Genomic DNA, 15,811 nt, shown 5'->3' with positions numbered 1-15,811 from the left:
AAGCACCGGGAGGGCGCTCCGATGTCGTTGATCCTCAAGCCCGGAACTTCCTGGAACGACGTGTATTCGCAGTGCGTGAAGGTCGCACCCGAGGCGTTCCACGACGATCGGCTGCTCAACCACTTCGGCGGCGGGTGGAGTCGTGCCGGCGAACCGATGCCGGCCACCACCCCCGTCGACGGCTCCACCATCGCGGGCCCGCCGTTCCTCGACTTCGACGTCGCGGGCCGCGCGGTGGTCTCCGCCGTCGAGCAGCACATGGAGTGGCGTGAAGTGCCTCTCGCGGAACGCAAAGCGCGCGTTTCGGAGGCCCTGGACGCGATGGCCGAGCACCGCGACCTGCTGTCGTTGCTGCTGGTGTGGGAGATCGGCAAGCCGTGGCGGCTCGCCACGGCCGACGTCGATCGCTGCATCGAAGGTGTGCGGTGGTACGTCGAGGAGATCGACGGGATGCTGGCCGGCCGGACGCCGTTGAACGGCCCGGTCAGCAACATCGCGTCCTGGAACTACCCGATGAGCGTGCTGATGCACGCGATGCTGGTGCAGGCGTTGGCGGGCAACGCCGTCATCGCCAAGGCGCCGACCGACGGTGGCGTGAGCTGCCTGACGCTGGCGACCGCTCTGGCCGTGCGGTCAGGGCTGCCGTTCACGTTGGTCAGTGGCAGCGGGGCAGAGCTGGCGCCGGTGCTGGTCGGGTCGTCGTTCCTGGGCTGCGTGTCCTTTGTGGGCGGTCGGGACGTCGGCAGCGCCATCGCGACGCGGCTGGTCGACAGCAACCGGCGGCACGTGCTGGAGCAGGAGGGTCTCAACTGCTGGGGCGTCTGGGAAACCGACTCCTGGGACATGCTCGGCACGCAGATCCGCAAGGCTTTCGACTACGGCAAGCAGCGTTGCACCGCCTACCCGCGGTACGTCGTGCAGCGGTCGTTGTTCGACAAGTTCCTGAACGTCTACCTGCCCGCTGTGCGGGACGTGAAGTTCGGGCACCCGCTCGCCGTCACTTCGCCCGACGACGAGCTGCCCACCTTGGACTTCGGGCCGTTGATCAACGACGCGAAGGCCAAGGAACTCGGTGACGTCGTGGACGAGGCGATCCGGGCCGGTGGCGTGCCGCTGTACCGGGGATCGCTCGAGTCCGGCCGGTTCCTGCCCGGCCAGCAGACCGCCGCCTACCTGGCACCAGTCGCGATCCTCGACCCGCCACGTTCTTCGGTGCTGCACCACGCGGAGCCGTTCGGACCGGTCGACACGATCGTGCTGGTCGACACCGAGGCCGAGTTGCTGGCCGCGATGAACGCCTCGAACGGTGCGCTGGTCGCGTCGCTGGCCTGCGACGACGAGGCAACGGCACGGCGGTTGAGCGCGGACGTCCAGGCGTTCAAGGTGGGCATCAACAAGCCGCGGTCCCGGGGTGACCGGGACGAGGTGTTCGGCGGTCGCGGTGCTTCGTGGCGCGGAGCGTTCGTGGGTGGTTCGTTGCTCGTGCACGCCGTCACAGAAGGTCCGCCCGACGAACGGCCGTACGGCAACTTCCCCTCCTACTCGCTCTACCCGCCAACGTGACGTACCGCGCGGACTTGCTCCGCATCGTGCAGAACGTGGTGGCGCCGTCCGCCGCCGATGTGGATCAACAGGCCAGATTCCCGCGCGCAGCCCTGAACTCGTTGGGCGCGAGCGGGATCCTGGGAATGACGATCTCGCGCACGGTCGGCGGGGGAGGGCAGGACCTGCGCTCGGCCGGGCGGGTCGTCGAACACATCGCACGCGTCTGCGGCGCAACGGCTTCCGTCCTGCGATCGCACTACTCCGCGGCCGCCGTGCTGGACCGCTCCGGCCCGCACTGGTTGCGGGCGGAGATCGCGGCAGGCCGGCATCTCTCGACCCTGGCGGCGTTCGGCTCGTCCGGTGCGATGTCGGTGCACGGTGATGTGGTCCAGGTGCGGGCGCGCAAGAGCTGGGTGATCGCGGCCGGCGAGGCGGACAGCTACGTCTGGTCGTGCGGCGCGGCGTTGTGGCTGGTCCCGGCCGAGGCGCCGGGACTGTTGGTGCCGGCCGACCACGCCGGGATGGGCTTGCGCGGGACCGTCGCCACGTGCGTGGAGGCGGATCCGGTGCGGGTACCGGCGTCGAACCAGCTGTGGTCGGAAGAGCTGGCGTTCCCGTGGTTCCTGGTGCTGGGGGCCGCGGTGTCGCTGGGACTGATGGAGGGCGCGCTGGCGGCAGCGCTGGGACATCTCGGCGGTGGTGATCCGCGCACACGGGCCGACCTGGTCCGGATGCGGTTGCGCACCGACTCGGTCCGGGTGCTCTACAACGACACCCTGTCCGCGGTCACCTGGCATCCGGAACGGTCGGTGGACAGGGTTCGGCTGCTGGCGGTCACCGCGACCGAGGCCGCCGTCGCGGTCACCGACCTCGCGATGAAGGTGTGCGGGGACGCGGCGTTCCGCCGGGACCTGGGCATCGAGCGCAGGTTCCGGGACGCGCGGGCGGCCGCCGCGATCGAGCCGACGGTCGACGCTCTGGTGGATTCAGTGGAGATCTAACTTTTGGTTGGCTAGGGTCGCGGGCATGTCCTACGGACCTTCTGCCCAGACCACCAAGGGGCCCGCGCTGGGGTTGCTGGCGCTGGCTCTCGGAGTGGCCGGGGTCGTGGTGCCCCTCCTGCCGATCAACCTCGACGGTGTGCGCCCCTACCTGGCGTGGGTCTTCGGGTTGCCAGGATTCGTGGTCTCGATCCTCGCGCTGGTCGGACCCCGCCAGGGCAAGGTCTTCGCGGCGATCGGCACGTTGCTGTCGTTGCTGGCGGTGCTCATCGGCATGATCACGCTCGCCAACCTCACCGGCATGCTGTGACGCCGGCGGACCGGGCCTAAAGACGTCCCCGCACCTCTTCTGCCTTCGGTTCGCCCAGCTCCTCGAACAACGTCACGGACTCCAGCCAGCACTTCTCCGCGCCCCGCCGGTCGCCGAGGCCGTCCAGCGCCAGCCCGAGGTTGTCCAGCGACTCGGCCTGCCCGTACAGGTCACCGATCGCCCGGAACGTCCCCAGCGCCCGGTCGACGTACGACACGGCCTCGGGGAAGTCGAGCAGCCCCCGGTACACCTCGCCGATGTTGTTGAGCAGGATCGCCTCGCTGTACGGGTCCTTGATCTCCTGCCGGATCTCCAACGCCCGCAGGTAGTGCGACAGCGCGACGTCGAACCGGCCGGCGTCGGCGTGCAGCAGGGCGATGTTGTTCAGCATCACCGCTTCCGAGTGCAGGTTGCCCAGTTCACGGGCGATCTCGGCCGCCTGCTCGTAGCACGACAACGCGTCGTCGACCCGTCCCAGCACCATGTACACGATGCCGAGGTTGTTCAAAGTCGGTTCCTGGCGCGACTTGTCGCCGATCGCGCGGAAGATCGCCAACGCCTGCTGGTAGCAGTCGATGGACTCGTCGTGCCGCCGGACCTCGCGCAACGCGATGCCCAGCGTGATCAGCATCCGTCCCTCGGCGCTGCGGTCGCCCACCGAACGGGCCGCGGCGAGCGCGACGCCGTGCGTGTCGATCCAGTCGGCCCAGTGCTTGCGCAGGTTGAAGAAGTCCCACAGGCACTGGGCGAGACTCCACGAGTGCTCTGGCAGACCGTGGTCGGCCGCGTCGCGAACGGCCGCCACGAGGTTCGCGCGTTCGGTGTCGCACCACGACAACGCGGCGTCGCGGTCGGCGAACGCGCGCGGGTGCACGGCCGGGTCCGCGGTGCCGATCTCCAGCTTGCGCTGGGGATTCAACTGCTGCGCGCCCCGCCACGACGTGTGCACGTACCAGTCCAGCACCCGCCGCCGGGCCAGCGAACGGGCGGGCGGCGGTTCGGTGGCCGTGACCTGCTCGACGGCGTACGCGCGCAACAGATCGTGCAGGCCGTAGCGGCCAGGTGTGTGCTGCTGGAGCAGGTGCTCGTCGAGCAACGTCTCCAGCAGGTCCTCGGCCTCGTACGGGGTCAGCCCGGCGAGAGCGGCGGCGGATTCGGCCGTGAAGTCCTCTCCCGGGTGGATTCCGAGGAGTCGAAACAGACGCCTCTGGTTCTCCGGCAACGCCTGGTACGAGAGGTCGAACACGCCCCGCGCACCGAGACCGCCCCCTCTTTCCAGCTGTGCCACGAGGTCCAGCACAGTCCACTGTGGACGTCGAGCGAGTCGTTTCGCGGCCAGTGCCACGGCGATCGGCAGGTGCCCGCACAGCTCCGCGACCCGTTCGGCCGCCTCACGGTCGGCGTGCACCCGGTCCTCGCCGGCGATCCTGGCGAGCAACGCGATCGCCTCACCGGGCGTGAAGACGTCCAGCGAGAGCGATTTCACGCCGTCCAGCATCAACAACGTGCGGCGGCTGGTGATCAGCACCATGCACGACGCACCGCCGGGCAGCAGCGGCCGGACCTGGTCCTCGCCCGCCGCGTTGTCCAGCAGCACCAACGCGCGTTTGCCCGCCAGCCGGTCGCGGTACAGCGCCGCGCGTGACTCCAGCGATTCCGGAATCTGCCCGCCCGGCACGCCCAGCAGACGCAGGAAGCTCTCCAGCACGGCGGCCGGGTCCGCGGGCAGCTCGTCCGCGTCGAACCCGTGCAGATCGGCCCACAGCTGCACGTCCGGATACCGCGAGACGAGCTGATGTGCCGCCCGCACAGCCAGCTTCGTCTTGCCGACACCGGCCATGCCCTCGATCGCGGAGATCACGACCGTCGAGTGCGGCCCGGGCTCGCACAGCCGCCGCAGCTCGGACTCGCGCCCGGTGAACTCGGCGATGTCCATCGGCAGCTGCCGGTGCGCGCTCAAAGCCGCGGGCGAGGGCACCCGGCTTTCGAGGATCACCTGCTGCAACTGGCGCAGTCGCGCACCCGGCTCGACACCGATCTGCTCGACCACGTGCTTGCGGGCGGTCGCATAGGCCTCCAGCGCCTCGCTGCGCCGGCCTGACCGGTCCAGGGCCATCATCAGCTGCGCCCACAGCTCCTCGCGCAACGGGTGCTGTGCCGTCTCCCGCCGCAGCCGGTCGATCACGTCGTCGAACCGGTTCAGCTCCAGCGCGGCCTTGGCATACCGCTCGACCGCGGTGAGCCGCCGTTCCTGCAACCGGGTGAACTCCGCGCGCAGCAACGGTCCCGCCGACAGCTCGGCGCTCGGGATGCCGCGCCACCTGGCCAGCGCCTGGGCGAACAGGTCGGCCGCGGCCTCGGTGTCGCCGTCCGCGCCTGCCTCCTCGCCGGACCGCACCAGCTGCTCGAACTCGTCCAGGTCGAGCTCACCGGGCTCGACGACGAGTTGGTAGCCGTGACCGGACCGGGTGATCAGCCGGTCGCCGAGGACCTTGCGCAACCCGGCCACGTACGTGCGCAGGTTCGACTCGGGCGACACCGGCGGTGAGTCCCAGACCGCCTCTGTCAGCTGTGCGACGCTGACCGCCTCGTTGGCGTGCAGCAACAACATCGTGAGCACCGCGCGTTGCCGGGGCCCACCAAGCTCCAGCGGTGTGCCCGTCCGCCGTACCGCCAGCGAGCCGAGCAGCAGGAACTCCACAGGTGCATTTCTCCTCGATGATCGCGATCGTTCGGATCAAGCCATCCTCGCGCACAAGGTGGCCGTCTGTGCACGGCCTGGGCGAAATCTGTGCGCACCACCTGACACCTTTGTACCCAGATCCGGTACCTGCGCCGCCAGGTTCGAGAACACCTGGACCCAGGGGGTCGGCACAGTTACCGGATCTGGTTCCCCCAAGAACCCGGCCGACGTGTGAAAGTCACCGCGCACGTCGGCCACCTACCGCAAGACCGGTGGCCCGGACGGGTCCCCCAGACTGGAACCGGGCCACCACCCTTGCTGTGAACTCCTAGTGCGACGGCACGCCGAACCGCACTGGTACGCCGGGGGAGTGCAGGACGCTGACCGGCGGTCCCATCACTTCCAGACCGGACGCGGCGACGAGTTCGTCGTCGAGCTCCAGCAGTTCGGCTGTGTGCAGCCCCCACTCCGGATGGTCGTTGGGCAGGTAGATCGTCCTGCCGTACCAGGACACGTGCAGGCCCCAGCGGGCGGTGAGGAAGCGGCTCAGCTCGTCGGGCTCGACGGCGGACCCGACCCGCACCACCACCTTGCTCGACGCGCCCCGTGGCTCAGGCCAGATGCGCCGGCAGGTGTAGGTGATCACGTCGCCATCGCGCTTCAACCGCATCGACGACCACTTGTACGGCAACCGTGAGCTGATCCGGGCGCCCATCACCGGCACGACGCGGCTCGCGTCGAGGGACAGGAACACGACCCCGCGGCGGCCGGCCTCGTCGACCGAGTACAGGCGGACGTTGGTCTCGCAGAACGCGCCGACGTAAGGCAGCCGCGGCCCGACCCTCCCCCCGATCGGGTGCATCCGGAACGGCACCAGGCCGATGTAGGTGAGCCCGTTCAGCGTGTCCGGCCGGGTGCCCGCCGGCAGGAATCCCGCGACCGACTCGGGTGGCACGGCCCAGTGCAGGAACGTCACGTCGCGCCACCACTGCCCGACGGACGCGATCCGCACAGGCCGCGGGGTCAGCGGCGTCACCGGCTCGGTCATGGTCTCGAAAGTACCGCTGAGCGGGCGAGTTCTCCCGCGTGTGATGCCGTCGCAACGATCAAGCACTACACAGATGGGCATGGCTCTCAAGCATCCGGTGGACCAGGTACTGCCACCTGCGCGGCTCGGGCTGCTCGGTTTGCAGCACGTCCTCGCCATGTACACCGGCTGTGTGGCCGTGCCGCTCGTCTTCGGCGCCGCCGCCGGGCTCGACACCCACACCATCGGCCTGCTCGTGAACGCCGACCTGCTGGTCGCCGGACTGATCACGCTGCTGCAGTCGCTCGGTGTCGGCACCGTCCTGGGCATCCGGCTGCCGGTCGTGGCCGGGGCGACGTTCACCGCAGTCACGCCGATGATCCTGATCGCCGGCCAGTACGGACTGCAGGCCGTCTACGGCTCGATGCTCGCCGCGGGCGTGTTCGGCGTCCTGATCGCGGTGCCGTTCGCCCGTGCCGTCCGGTTCTTCCCGCCCGTTGTGACCGGCTCGGTGATCACGGTGATCGGGTTGTCGCTGATCGGCGTCGCGGCCGGGTTGATCACCGGCCAGGACGGGGCGGGCTCCGGGAAGGAGCTCGCGCTGGCGTTCGGGATCGTGCTGGTGATCGTGCTCGTCGGACGGTTCGCGCGTGGTCTGCTCGGCCAGCTGGGCGTGCTGATCGGCCTGGTCGGTGGCACGATCGCGGCGATCTTCCTGGGCATGACGGACTTCTCGAACGTCGGTGACGCGGCGTGGCTGGGCATCGCCGCGCCGTTCCACTTCGGCGCGCCCCAGTTCCCGCTGGCCGCCGTGATCTCCATGTGCGTCGTGATGCTGGTGACCTTCACCGAGTCCACCGCCGACATGCTCGCGGTCGGCGAGATGACGGGCCGTCCGGTCACCTCGAGCGATCTGGCGCGCGGGCTGGCGGCCGAGGGCGTCTCCGGCGTGCTGGGCGGGATCATGAACGGGTTCCTGGACACCGTTTTCGGCCAGAACGTCGGCCTGGTCGGCATCACGAAGGTGCGCAGCCGGTACGTCGCGGCGGTCGCCGGCGCGATTCTGGTGCTGCTGGGCCTGATCCCGAAGCTCGGCGAGATCGTCGCCGCCCTGCCCGGTCCGGTCGTCGGCGCGGCCGGACTGGTCATGTTCGCGACGGTCGCCGCCGTGGGCATCGGGATTCTGGGCAGGGTCGACTTCGAGAACACCGGGAACCTGCTGATCATCGCCGTGACGATCGGTGTCGGCCTGCTCCCGGTGGTCGCCCCGAAGATCTACCAGTCGTTCCCGGCCTGGGCACAGGTGATCGGCGGCAGTGCCATCACCAGTGCCGCCCTGACCGCGTTCGTGCTCAACCTGCTGTTCAACCACACTCGTCGAAGTACTTCGTAGCTTCCCGGTGCAGGGGCAGCGGGCGACGCGGCTCGCGCACACCGCTGCCGTCACCGCCGCCCTCGACCCACACGGTCACCACACCCCAGCGTTCGACCCGCGTGCCCGCGGCAGGACGCTGCGCCACGACGACGCCGTTCACCAGGGGATGGGGACTGTCCGGATCGGGACCCTGCAGGAGCAAACCCGCGTCATGGCCGACGAGCCACGCGTCGAGCGCCTGCTTTCCGTGGAAGTTGGGAACTACCACTGTCACATGACTTCACCCGGAGTCGACGGTACTCCAGCGCGCCCGCAGTGTCCCGGCAAATGCCTCGAACTCCGCGGCCATCGACACCTCACCTGGTTGCAGCAACCACTGCTGCTGCAGCCCGTCGATCACCGCGACCGTCGTGCGCACCACGGTGCCGACCGGTGCGTCCGCCGCGATCTCGCCGCGGTCCTTGCCCGCCTGAACGGCCTCGGTCAGCCAGCCCCGGATGCCCGCGTAGTGCTGCTGCACCCACGCGTGCGCCGGATGTGACGGTTCGATCGCCTCCGCGGCCAGCCGCACGAACAACCCCACCAGGTGCGGTCGCGTCGAGTTGCGGGCCACCAGAGCGGTCAGCGAGTCGAACGCCGCCCACCCCAGCGGTGGCGCGGTGGTGCCGGTGAGGAAGTCGCCGTCCTGCCGGTCGCGTTCCTCGAGCACGGCCGCCAGCAACGCCGCCTTGCTCGGGAAGTGGTGCAGCAGACCGGATTGCGAAAGGCCGGTCTTCGCCGCCACGGCCGCGACCGAGGTGCCCTTGAAGCCCGCCGTCGCGAACAGCTCGGTCGCGACGGCCACCGCCTTCGCCCTGGACTCCTCACCCGAGAGGTCCACTCGCGACTTGGCCCGGTACCTGGGCGGGAACGACACCGCTCACCTCACTCCTGATCGGCCGGCAGGACAAGCCGGACGTCGCCGAGCCCGCGGGCGATCAGCACCTCGCCGCCCCGCAACGGTTGCCAGCCGTCCGCCCACACCCGCCGCACTCGCGCCGAGCACGGCACCTCGACCTGCACGGTCTCCCCGGCGGCGACGTCCGCCACCGCCCAGCCCATCAGGCGCACCGGTTCCCCGGCAGGGCGGAGGTAGACCTGCACGACCTCGCGACCGGGCCGGGAGCCGGTGTTGGTGAGCCGCACCGACACCGTTTCGTCCACAAAGGATGCTTCACCGTACTCCCACGTGGTGTAGCCGAGACCGTGGCCGAACCAGAACAACGGATCGGACGCGCCGCGGTACCCGATCGCGGTGCCTTCCTCGTAAGGCAACGCGCCGTTCGTCGGCACCGGCGTCAACGCGTCGGAGTCCGCCCGCGGGAACGTGGTGACCAGCCGCCCGGCCGGTTCGATGTGCCCGAGCAACGCCGCGGCCACCGCGTCACCGGCTTCCTGGCCGGGCAAACCGGCCCACAGCACGGCGTCGACCTCGGCGAGCCACGGCATCAGCACCGGCGTTGCCGCGTTCACCACGACCACCGTGCGCCTTGCGGCCGCTGCCACGGCCGCGACCAGTGCGTCCTGCTCGCCCGGCAACGCCAAAGTCGTCTTGTCGAAGCCCTCGGTCTCCTGCTCCTCGGTCAGGCCGACGACCACGACAGCCACGTCCGCCTCGCGTGCGGCCCGCACCGCGGCACCGATCACCTCGGCGGGAGGCCGGGGGACCGGTTGCGTGATCAGGCCGACCAGCGCGGCCGCCTCGCGGACCCGTGCCGTGATCCGGTCGCCGGGGGAGAGCAGCACCTCGGTGGTCCAGTACGGCGGCTTCAGCAGCGCTTCCTCCACGATGCCGTCCGCCCAGGCCAGGCGGGTGGCGTGCGACTCGCCGGCGACCTCCAGCGTCCAGTCGCCGAACCCGCGCACGCCGACCAGCAGCCGCGTGGGTTCGGACAGCACGACCTCGCCGGACACCTCGATCGACGCGGCACCCTGCGCCCACCCGCCGTACGCCGCGAGTTCGGCGATCTCCATCTCGCGTGACGCCAGCACCTCGCCGGACGAGTCGAACGTCGTGGCCCGGATGTCCCGCAGCACCCCGGCACCGGGAGCGGCGTGCCGGAACCGGACCTCCACGCCGTCCACAACGGACACACGGTCACCCAGCAGCGACGTCAGGCCGTCGGCGATGCTGATGACGTGCGGCGGGCGCACCCCGGCCGAACCACCGCCCTGCGCGACGGTCTCGACCGCGTGCCGGCCGATCAGCGCGATGGCCGGCGAGTCCAGCGGCAGCACGCCGTTGTTCGTCAGCACGGTCATGCCGCCCGCCGCGAACCTCCGCAGCTGTTCCCGGCGCACCTCGCTGTCCGGCGCGGGCAGGTCGGACGGCCACGAGCGCTGCTTGCCGAACGCGCCGGTCCGTGCGGCGAGAAGCAGCAGGCGGCCCAGGTGGTCGTCGATGGTCGACTCGGCGACCTCGCCCGCCTCGACGGCCGCGACCAGCTTGTCCTCCCACGGCCCGCCAGGACCGGGCATCACCAGGTCGAGGCCGCCGTTCGCGCTCCCGGCCGTGGACTGGGCGGCGAACCAGTCGGACATGATCAGGCCGTCGAAGCCCCACTCGCCCTTCAGCACGCCCTCGACCAGCTCGGTGTGCTCGGTCGCCGGGACGCCGTTGACCTTGTTGTAGGCAGCCATGATCGCCCACGGCGCGGCGTCCTCGACGACGATCTCGAACGGCAGCAGGTACACCTCGCGCAACGTTTTCTCGTCCAGCTCCATGCTCGCGGTGCGGCGCTCGGTCTCGGACTCGTTGGCCACGTAGTGCTTCGGCGTCGCGGCGATGCCCTTGCCCTGCAGGCCTTGGACGTAGGCGGCGGCGAGCGTGCCGGTGAGCAGCGGATCCTCGCTGTAGGCCTCGAACAGCCGGCCACCGAGCGGCGTGCGGTGCAGGTTGATCGTCGGGCCGAGCACGACGTGCACCTGCTGCGCGGCCGCCTCGTCTGCCAGCACCTCGCCGACCTCGTGGGCCAACGCGGTGTCCCAGTGCTGGGCGAGCAGCGTGGCGTTCGGCAGCACGCAGGCGATCGTGCCGCCCCTGAGTTCGGCGCCGCGCACCCCGGTCGGTCCGTCGGACAACTTCAGCGACGCCAGCCCGATCTCCGGCTCCGCGTACAGCGCGAACAGCGCGGAACCGGTCAGCAGCCGCACCTTCCGGTGCAGGTCGAGACTCGCCGCCAGATCCCTGATGGCTGCCTTCTCGATGTCCATCCGCCGAGCCAACCACCGGTACCGACCGAGTGGTCGGTCGGTATGCGGGCTGAGATCTGCTCGTTATCTTGAGGTTATCTGTGGCGATGTGCCACGGCGCGGCACACCCGCGGCACGCCTCTTCTTGTGTCCAAGGGGAGGGGAATCGGTGATGAGGGTTGAGGTGCGGCTGCTCGGGCCGCTGGAGGTTCGCGGACCGGCGGGCCCTGTGCATTTCAGCGGGGCACGGCGGCGCGCGGTGTTCGCGATGCTGGCGCTGAGAACCGGCCGGCTGGTGTCGAGATCGGCACTGGTCGACGGCCTGTGGGGCGAGGACGTGCCGCCGACGGGGACCAAGACGCTGCAGGGGCACGTGGCGAAGGTCCGCAGGGCGCTCGAACTGGCCGGGGCGGACGGCGTGGTGATGACTCGCGAACCCGGCTACCTCCTCGACGTCACGCAGGTCGTCGTCGACGTCGAGGAGTTCGACGAGCACCTGCGGTGTGGCCGGTACGCGGAGGCGCTGCGGCTGCACCGGGGAGATCCGCTCGCGGACTGCCCCGTCGAGGGCTGGGCGTTCGCGGAGATCGTGCGGCTGCGGGAGGCGCTGGCGTTCGCGGAGGAGAACCACGCGGCGGCGCTGTGCCTCGACGGCCGGTACGCAGAGGCGATCGGGCAGCTGGAACGGCTGGTCGCGCTGTACCCGTTGCGGGAGTCGTTGTGGGACCTGCTGATGGAGGCCCAGCACCGGGCAGGGCGGCCGGGTGACGCGCTGCGGACGTACCGGCGGGTGCGGGCGCTGCTCGTGGAGGAGTTCGGCATGGAACCCGGCGATGCGTTGCGCCGCAGGGAAGCCGCGGTCCTCGCCGGGTAGCCGGGACAGCCGGAGGCACCGAGGCCCGTGTCGGGGGTGCGAGCCTCGGTGCCGGATCGGGATGCGCGGCGGCCCGCACTGGGGTAGCGAGCCGCCGCGCTGGCCGTGCGACCGGGCGATGCCTCCCCCTCGGAGGCACCGACCGGAAGTGGATCACCCTGGGGGAGCGATCCGTGTTCTGGCTGGAACGGGCTGTGCGGTTCCTTCGACTTGAACGTCCGACGTCACTGTCATGACGGCGCGAGCCGCGGGCCCTGGCCACGTGTCTCCCTGTGCGATGCCGGCGCCCACCCGTGCCCCCTCGCACCGAATACTGCCGAGCCCTGGTGGCGAACCGGCTGCCGTGCGGTGGTCAAGATCCGCCAGGCCGGTACGAACAGCGGTAGCCCGTGGTCACCCCGTCGCGCAGGGCGTCCGCCGTGGACTGTTCGGTCGCCGCGATGGTGTCGATGGCTCGGCGGATCGCCTTGCGCACAGCGGTTCTGGCGCGTTCGGCAGGGCCGGCGAAGTTCCTGCTGCGGCCACCGATCCCGCTCTCGCGTTCCAGGTGGCTGAGCAACGCCTCCAGCTCGGCCTCCAGCTTCGGCGACGGATTCTCGTCCAGTCGCGCGCGGAGGTCGCGGATGCGCGCGAGGTAGGCGGAGCGGGCCTCCTCGTCGAACACGGGCTGGTTGCCGTTGTCCTCACCGCCGACGAGCTCCAATGCGGCGACCTCGACACCGGGCTGTGCCACCAGCCGGGCGAGATACCGCATGCCCACGAGGTCGTCGACGCGGATGTCCTTGCCGTGGTGGGAGACGACCCACCACACGTTCTCGCGGCGGATGGAGATCCGGCCGGCCAGCCCGTCGCGGTCCCTGGCCCACGTCACGGCGCGCGCGTCCATGCCGATCGCGGTCGCGTCCGTGATGGCGATGTCGAACAACGCCCGGCCCCGTTCGCCACCGACGGTCTGCGCGAGGGTCGCGCGGGCGTAGGCGGTCATCGGCCGGTTGCCCAGCCGGATGTTGGTGGTGACCGCGCGGTCGAGGTGTTCGGCGGCCAGGTCGTTGTCGCCGAACGTCGTCGCGGCGATGCCCAGCAGCAGTTCGGTCGAGCCGAAGCAGACGATCGCGGTGGCCGGCACGACCGGCTGGTTCGCGAACGGTTCGAGCAACCGATAGGCCTCACGGGCGATCGCCGCGTCACCGAGCCCCGCGGCGACGTGCACCACGCAGAACATGCAGGTGATCCAGGTGCTGGACAACGGAACCGCGCTCAGCCCGTTGATCGTCAGCCGGTGCAACGCCGAGCGCGCCCGGTCCCGTTGCCCTGCCTCGAAAGCCAGCAACGCGAGCGCCGCCTCGAAGCTGAACTCCAGGTCTGGCAGCGTGGGGGAGTGCGTGACCTGCTCGGCGAGGTCGACCAGCTCGGCGCCGCGGCCCTGCAACCACCGGATCGCGAACAGGTGCGTGCTGTGGAACGTCTCCGCGTCCACGTCACCCACTTCCAGGCCGATCCGCAGGCAGGCCAGCGACTTCTGCTCGGCCTCGGCGAACCGTCCGGCGCGGATCGTCCGCATGACGTCCATCGCGGCGTGGAAGAACAGCACCGCCGGATAGCCCGCCGCTCTTCTGGCCAGCTCGACCTGCGACCGTTCCGCGTGCGGGTCACCGAGGCAGAACAGGTCCATCGTGCGCCGGCACAAACCGCTGAGCGCCAACAGGTCCAGCCCTGCCGCCGACGCCACCGCGATCAGCTCGCCGGTCAGCGCGAGCCGTTGTGCGTTGTGCTCCGGCGACCACAACGCGTGATGTGCCAACGACAAGGCCTCGGCCAACGTCAATTGGTCACCGGTGTTTCTGGCCTGCTCCAACGCTTCCAGCACGCACGCGGTCTCACGCCGGTCGTACGCCTGCTCGGCCGCGAGCCGCACGACCAGCCGGGTGCGCAGAGGTTCGGCCGGTTGCGCCGCCAGTGCCTCGTGCAACCGGGCGATCGCCAGTGCGCGGTCGGCCCGGCCGCGGAACTTGTTGACCCACATGCCCGGCAGGCCCAGCGCTGCTTCCGGATCGCCGTCCCTGGCCGCCTGGTCGAGCAGGTCCCGAGCCTCGGTGATGCGTCCTTTCGCGAGCACGACGTGCGCCCGTTCGACCAGCCGGACGGTGTCGTCGAGCGCGGTGGTGCCGGTGGAGGTGACAACGATGACCACTGGCAGGTGATGAACACTCCCCGCCACGAACTGGGTGAGCTGGAACGCCTCCTCGCCGGCCAGGTCGATGTCGTCGATCATGATCAACGCAGGTGCCTCGCCCAGCACGTCGACGACTTTCTGGGCGCAGACCTCGGGTTCGGCGTCGAGCGCCGCCGCGTCACCGCCCAGCCCGGCCAGGACGGCGTGCCACGGCCAGTACCGGGGTGCGTCCGCGCGGCAGCCGACCCAGGTGACGGCGAACCCGTGTGTTCGAGCCAGTTCCGCCGCCTGGATCAGGTACTGCGTCCGTTCGGCTCCCGGCGGCCTGTTGACCGCGAAGAGCTGACCGGTTCCCCGTGTGGCCCGTTCGAACGCCGATTCCGGCAGCACTGCTTCACCCTCGAATGCACTTCCTCGACCAGGACTCGGAGGAACCTAGCGGAGTCCGGAGACCGCCACGTACGTGGTCGACACGCATTTAAGGACGAAGGTTCTGGTTCATGGATGCGAATGGCGGAATGGGGCCGTTCGGGTTAGTGGGGAAACATCGCGAACGACAGGTCGTCCGTCAGCGGGGTGGACATGTGGCCTTCGCCCTCGGTGTCCTCAAAGGACAGCAGTGAGCCAGGGCCGAACTCTCGGCGTTCCCCGTTGGACACCGTGACCGCGGCCTTGCCGGTGAGCACGATGAGCCATTGCCTGCGCGGGGCCACGTGGAGCTCCCATTCCGGCGTGCCTTCATTTGGTTGCTCCACGACCAGCATCCCGGTCGCCGGGAACGGGCCGGACACCAGCAGCGGAGGCACACCTTCGACCGTGACCGTTGGTGTGCCGTGCACCTCGACGTCCTCGAAGGCCGATTTGCCGTTGTCGTCCGCGAAAACCCGCACGTAACGCATGATCCCGAGGCTACCGGGACCGCCACACCGCGCCGGTGAGCAGGACGTCCTCGATCTCGCCGTCGGCGTTCGTCCGGTAGTCGACGCGGATGGCACCGACGAGGCCGTCACGGGTCTTGACGCAGAGATGCGTGCCGGACGGGAGCTGCGCGCCGAGGAGGTAGGGACCCGCGTTGTTCAGGTGCTCGCACTGCGCGGGATGTGGTGGCCTGCTACCCGTGTGCGTGATCCCGGAGCCGTTGCCCGCCGCGAGCAGGCCGTGCGTGACGGTCAGATCGGCGACGGGGCCGAGAGACCAGTTGCCTTCCTGCCGCAGGGAAAGCCCCCACGTGTGCTCGACGGACAGCAGCAGCGAGCCGGAGCTGTGCACGCCGGGATCTTCCGGTGCTTTCGAGGACGCCACGGTTCCGACGGCCGCGACGGAGGGCAGCGGCGGACCGGTCGTGCGGGGTGGCGGGGGCGGTGACGTCGAGGGCGGGATCACGGCCATCACGTTGATCGAGGCCAGGGTGCTCAATCGGGTCGGTGGCAGGCTGACGGAGATGGTGATGAGTGCGCCGATCACGGCGATGACGCCCGCACGCTGTCCCGTACTCGGCTTGCGGGGCGGGGCAGCGTGCTCCACGGCCGGGCGCGGCGGCCTGTCGAGGTGGACAGGTGGCATGTGCACCAGAATGGGGCCGAACGGCGGAT

13 protein-coding genes are annotated in these 15,811 nt (G+C 70.1%); 5 read left to right on the top strand and 8 right to left on the bottom strand.

Translation table 11 applies throughout. The annotated features are described in order from the left end of the window. The first annotated feature begins 21 nt into the window (after window positions 1-21). Genes ACWGE0_RS04670 through ACWGE0_RS04660 form a run of 3 tightly spaced genes read left to right on the top strand, consistent with a single transcriptional unit; the run spans window position 22 to window position 2,856 of the window. Complete coding sequence (locus ACWGE0_RS04670) at window positions 22-1,563, top strand: aldehyde dehydrogenase family protein (RefSeq protein WP_452259535.1); 1,542 nt, start codon at window positions 22-24, stop codon at window positions 1,561-1,563. 14 nt (window positions 1,564-1,577) lie between these two features. Continuing rightward, complete coding sequence (locus ACWGE0_RS04665) at window positions 1,578-2,546, top strand: acyl-CoA dehydrogenase family protein (RefSeq protein WP_452259534.1); 969 nt, start codon at window positions 1,578-1,580, stop codon at window positions 2,544-2,546. Window positions 2,547-2,571: 25 nt separating this feature from the next. Beyond that, window positions 2,572-2,856, top strand: coding sequence for a hypothetical protein (locus ACWGE0_RS04660; RefSeq protein WP_452259533.1), 285 nt, complete (start codon window positions 2,572-2,574; stop codon window positions 2,854-2,856). A gap of 16 nt (window positions 2,857-2,872) precedes the next feature. Here ACWGE0_RS04660 and ACWGE0_RS04655 read toward each other — a convergent pair whose 3' ends face one another. Together ACWGE0_RS04655 and ACWGE0_RS04650 are read right to left on the bottom strand one after the other, a co-directional pair. Further along, the gene (locus tag ACWGE0_RS04655) at window positions 2,873-5,557 is read right to left on the bottom strand and encodes a BTAD domain-containing putative transcriptional regulator (RefSeq protein WP_452259532.1); all 2,685 of its coding nucleotides are present in this window, start codon (window positions 5,555-5,557) and stop codon (window positions 2,873-2,875) included. Window positions 5,558-5,867: 310 nt separating this feature from the next. Beyond that, on the bottom strand, window positions 5,868-6,587 hold the full coding sequence (locus tag ACWGE0_RS04650; RefSeq protein ID WP_452259531.1) for a YqjF family protein: 720 nt from the start codon (window positions 6,585-6,587) through the stop codon (window positions 5,868-5,870). A 73-nt stretch (window positions 6,588-6,660) separates the two neighbouring features. On the opposite strand from ACWGE0_RS04650, the gene ACWGE0_RS04645 reads away from it, so the two are divergent. Next, a complete protein-coding gene (locus tag ACWGE0_RS04645) occupies window positions 6,661-7,959 on the top strand; it encodes a nucleobase:cation symporter-2 family protein (RefSeq protein ID WP_452259530.1) in 1,299 nt (432 codons plus the stop codon). On the opposite strand, the gene ACWGE0_RS04640 is transcribed toward ACWGE0_RS04645, so the two are convergent. From ACWGE0_RS04640 to ACWGE0_RS04630, 3 genes are read right to left on the bottom strand one after another with little or no spacing between them, the layout of a single operon-like run. After that, a complete protein-coding gene (locus tag ACWGE0_RS04640) occupies window positions 7,931-8,215 on the bottom strand; it encodes a PASTA domain-containing protein (protein ID WP_452259529.1) in 285 nt (94 codons plus the stop codon). The two genes, ACWGE0_RS04645 and ACWGE0_RS04640, sit on opposite strands and share 29 nt — an antisense overlap. 6 nt (window positions 8,216-8,221) lie before the next feature. Further along, entirely contained in the window at window positions 8,222-8,857 is a 636-nt protein-coding gene (locus tag ACWGE0_RS04635; RefSeq protein ID WP_452259528.1) for a TetR/AcrR family transcriptional regulator, read from the bottom strand. Between the two features lie 8 nt (window positions 8,858-8,865). Further along, complete coding sequence (locus tag ACWGE0_RS04630; protein WP_452259527.1) at window positions 8,866-11,193, bottom strand: glycoside hydrolase family 3 C-terminal domain-containing protein; 2,328 nt, start codon at window positions 11,191-11,193, stop codon at window positions 8,866-8,868. 151 nt (window positions 11,194-11,344) lie between these two features. Between ACWGE0_RS04630 and ACWGE0_RS04625 the strand changes: the two genes are divergently transcribed. Then, entirely contained in the window at window positions 11,345-12,046 is a 702-nt protein-coding gene (locus tag ACWGE0_RS04625; RefSeq protein WP_452259526.1) for an AfsR/SARP family transcriptional regulator, read from the top strand. 352 nt (window positions 12,047-12,398) lie between these two features. On the opposite strand, the gene ACWGE0_RS04620 is transcribed toward ACWGE0_RS04625, so the two are convergent. From ACWGE0_RS04620 to ACWGE0_RS04610, 3 genes are all read right to left on the bottom strand, one after another. Beyond that, window positions 12,399-14,609, bottom strand: a complete 2,211-nt coding sequence (locus ACWGE0_RS04620; RefSeq protein ID WP_452259525.1) for a hypothetical protein — start codon at window positions 14,607-14,609, stop codon at window positions 12,399-12,401. A 143-nt stretch (window positions 14,610-14,752) separates the two neighbouring features. Then, entirely contained in the window at window positions 14,753-15,118 is a 366-nt protein-coding gene (locus tag ACWGE0_RS04615) for a hypothetical protein (RefSeq protein WP_452259524.1), read from the bottom strand. 10 nt (window positions 15,119-15,128) lie between these two features. Continuing rightward, a complete protein-coding gene (locus ACWGE0_RS04610; RefSeq protein WP_452259523.1) occupies window positions 15,129-15,782 on the bottom strand; it encodes a hypothetical protein in 654 nt (217 codons plus the stop codon). Between the last annotated feature and the right edge of the window lie 29 nt (window positions 15,783-15,811).

The sequence above is a fragment of the Lentzea sp. NPDC054927 genome (assembly GCF_053610285.1).
The sequence above is the reverse complement of the archived record's forward strand: the minus strand, read 5'-3'. Positions and strand labels throughout refer to the sequence as shown.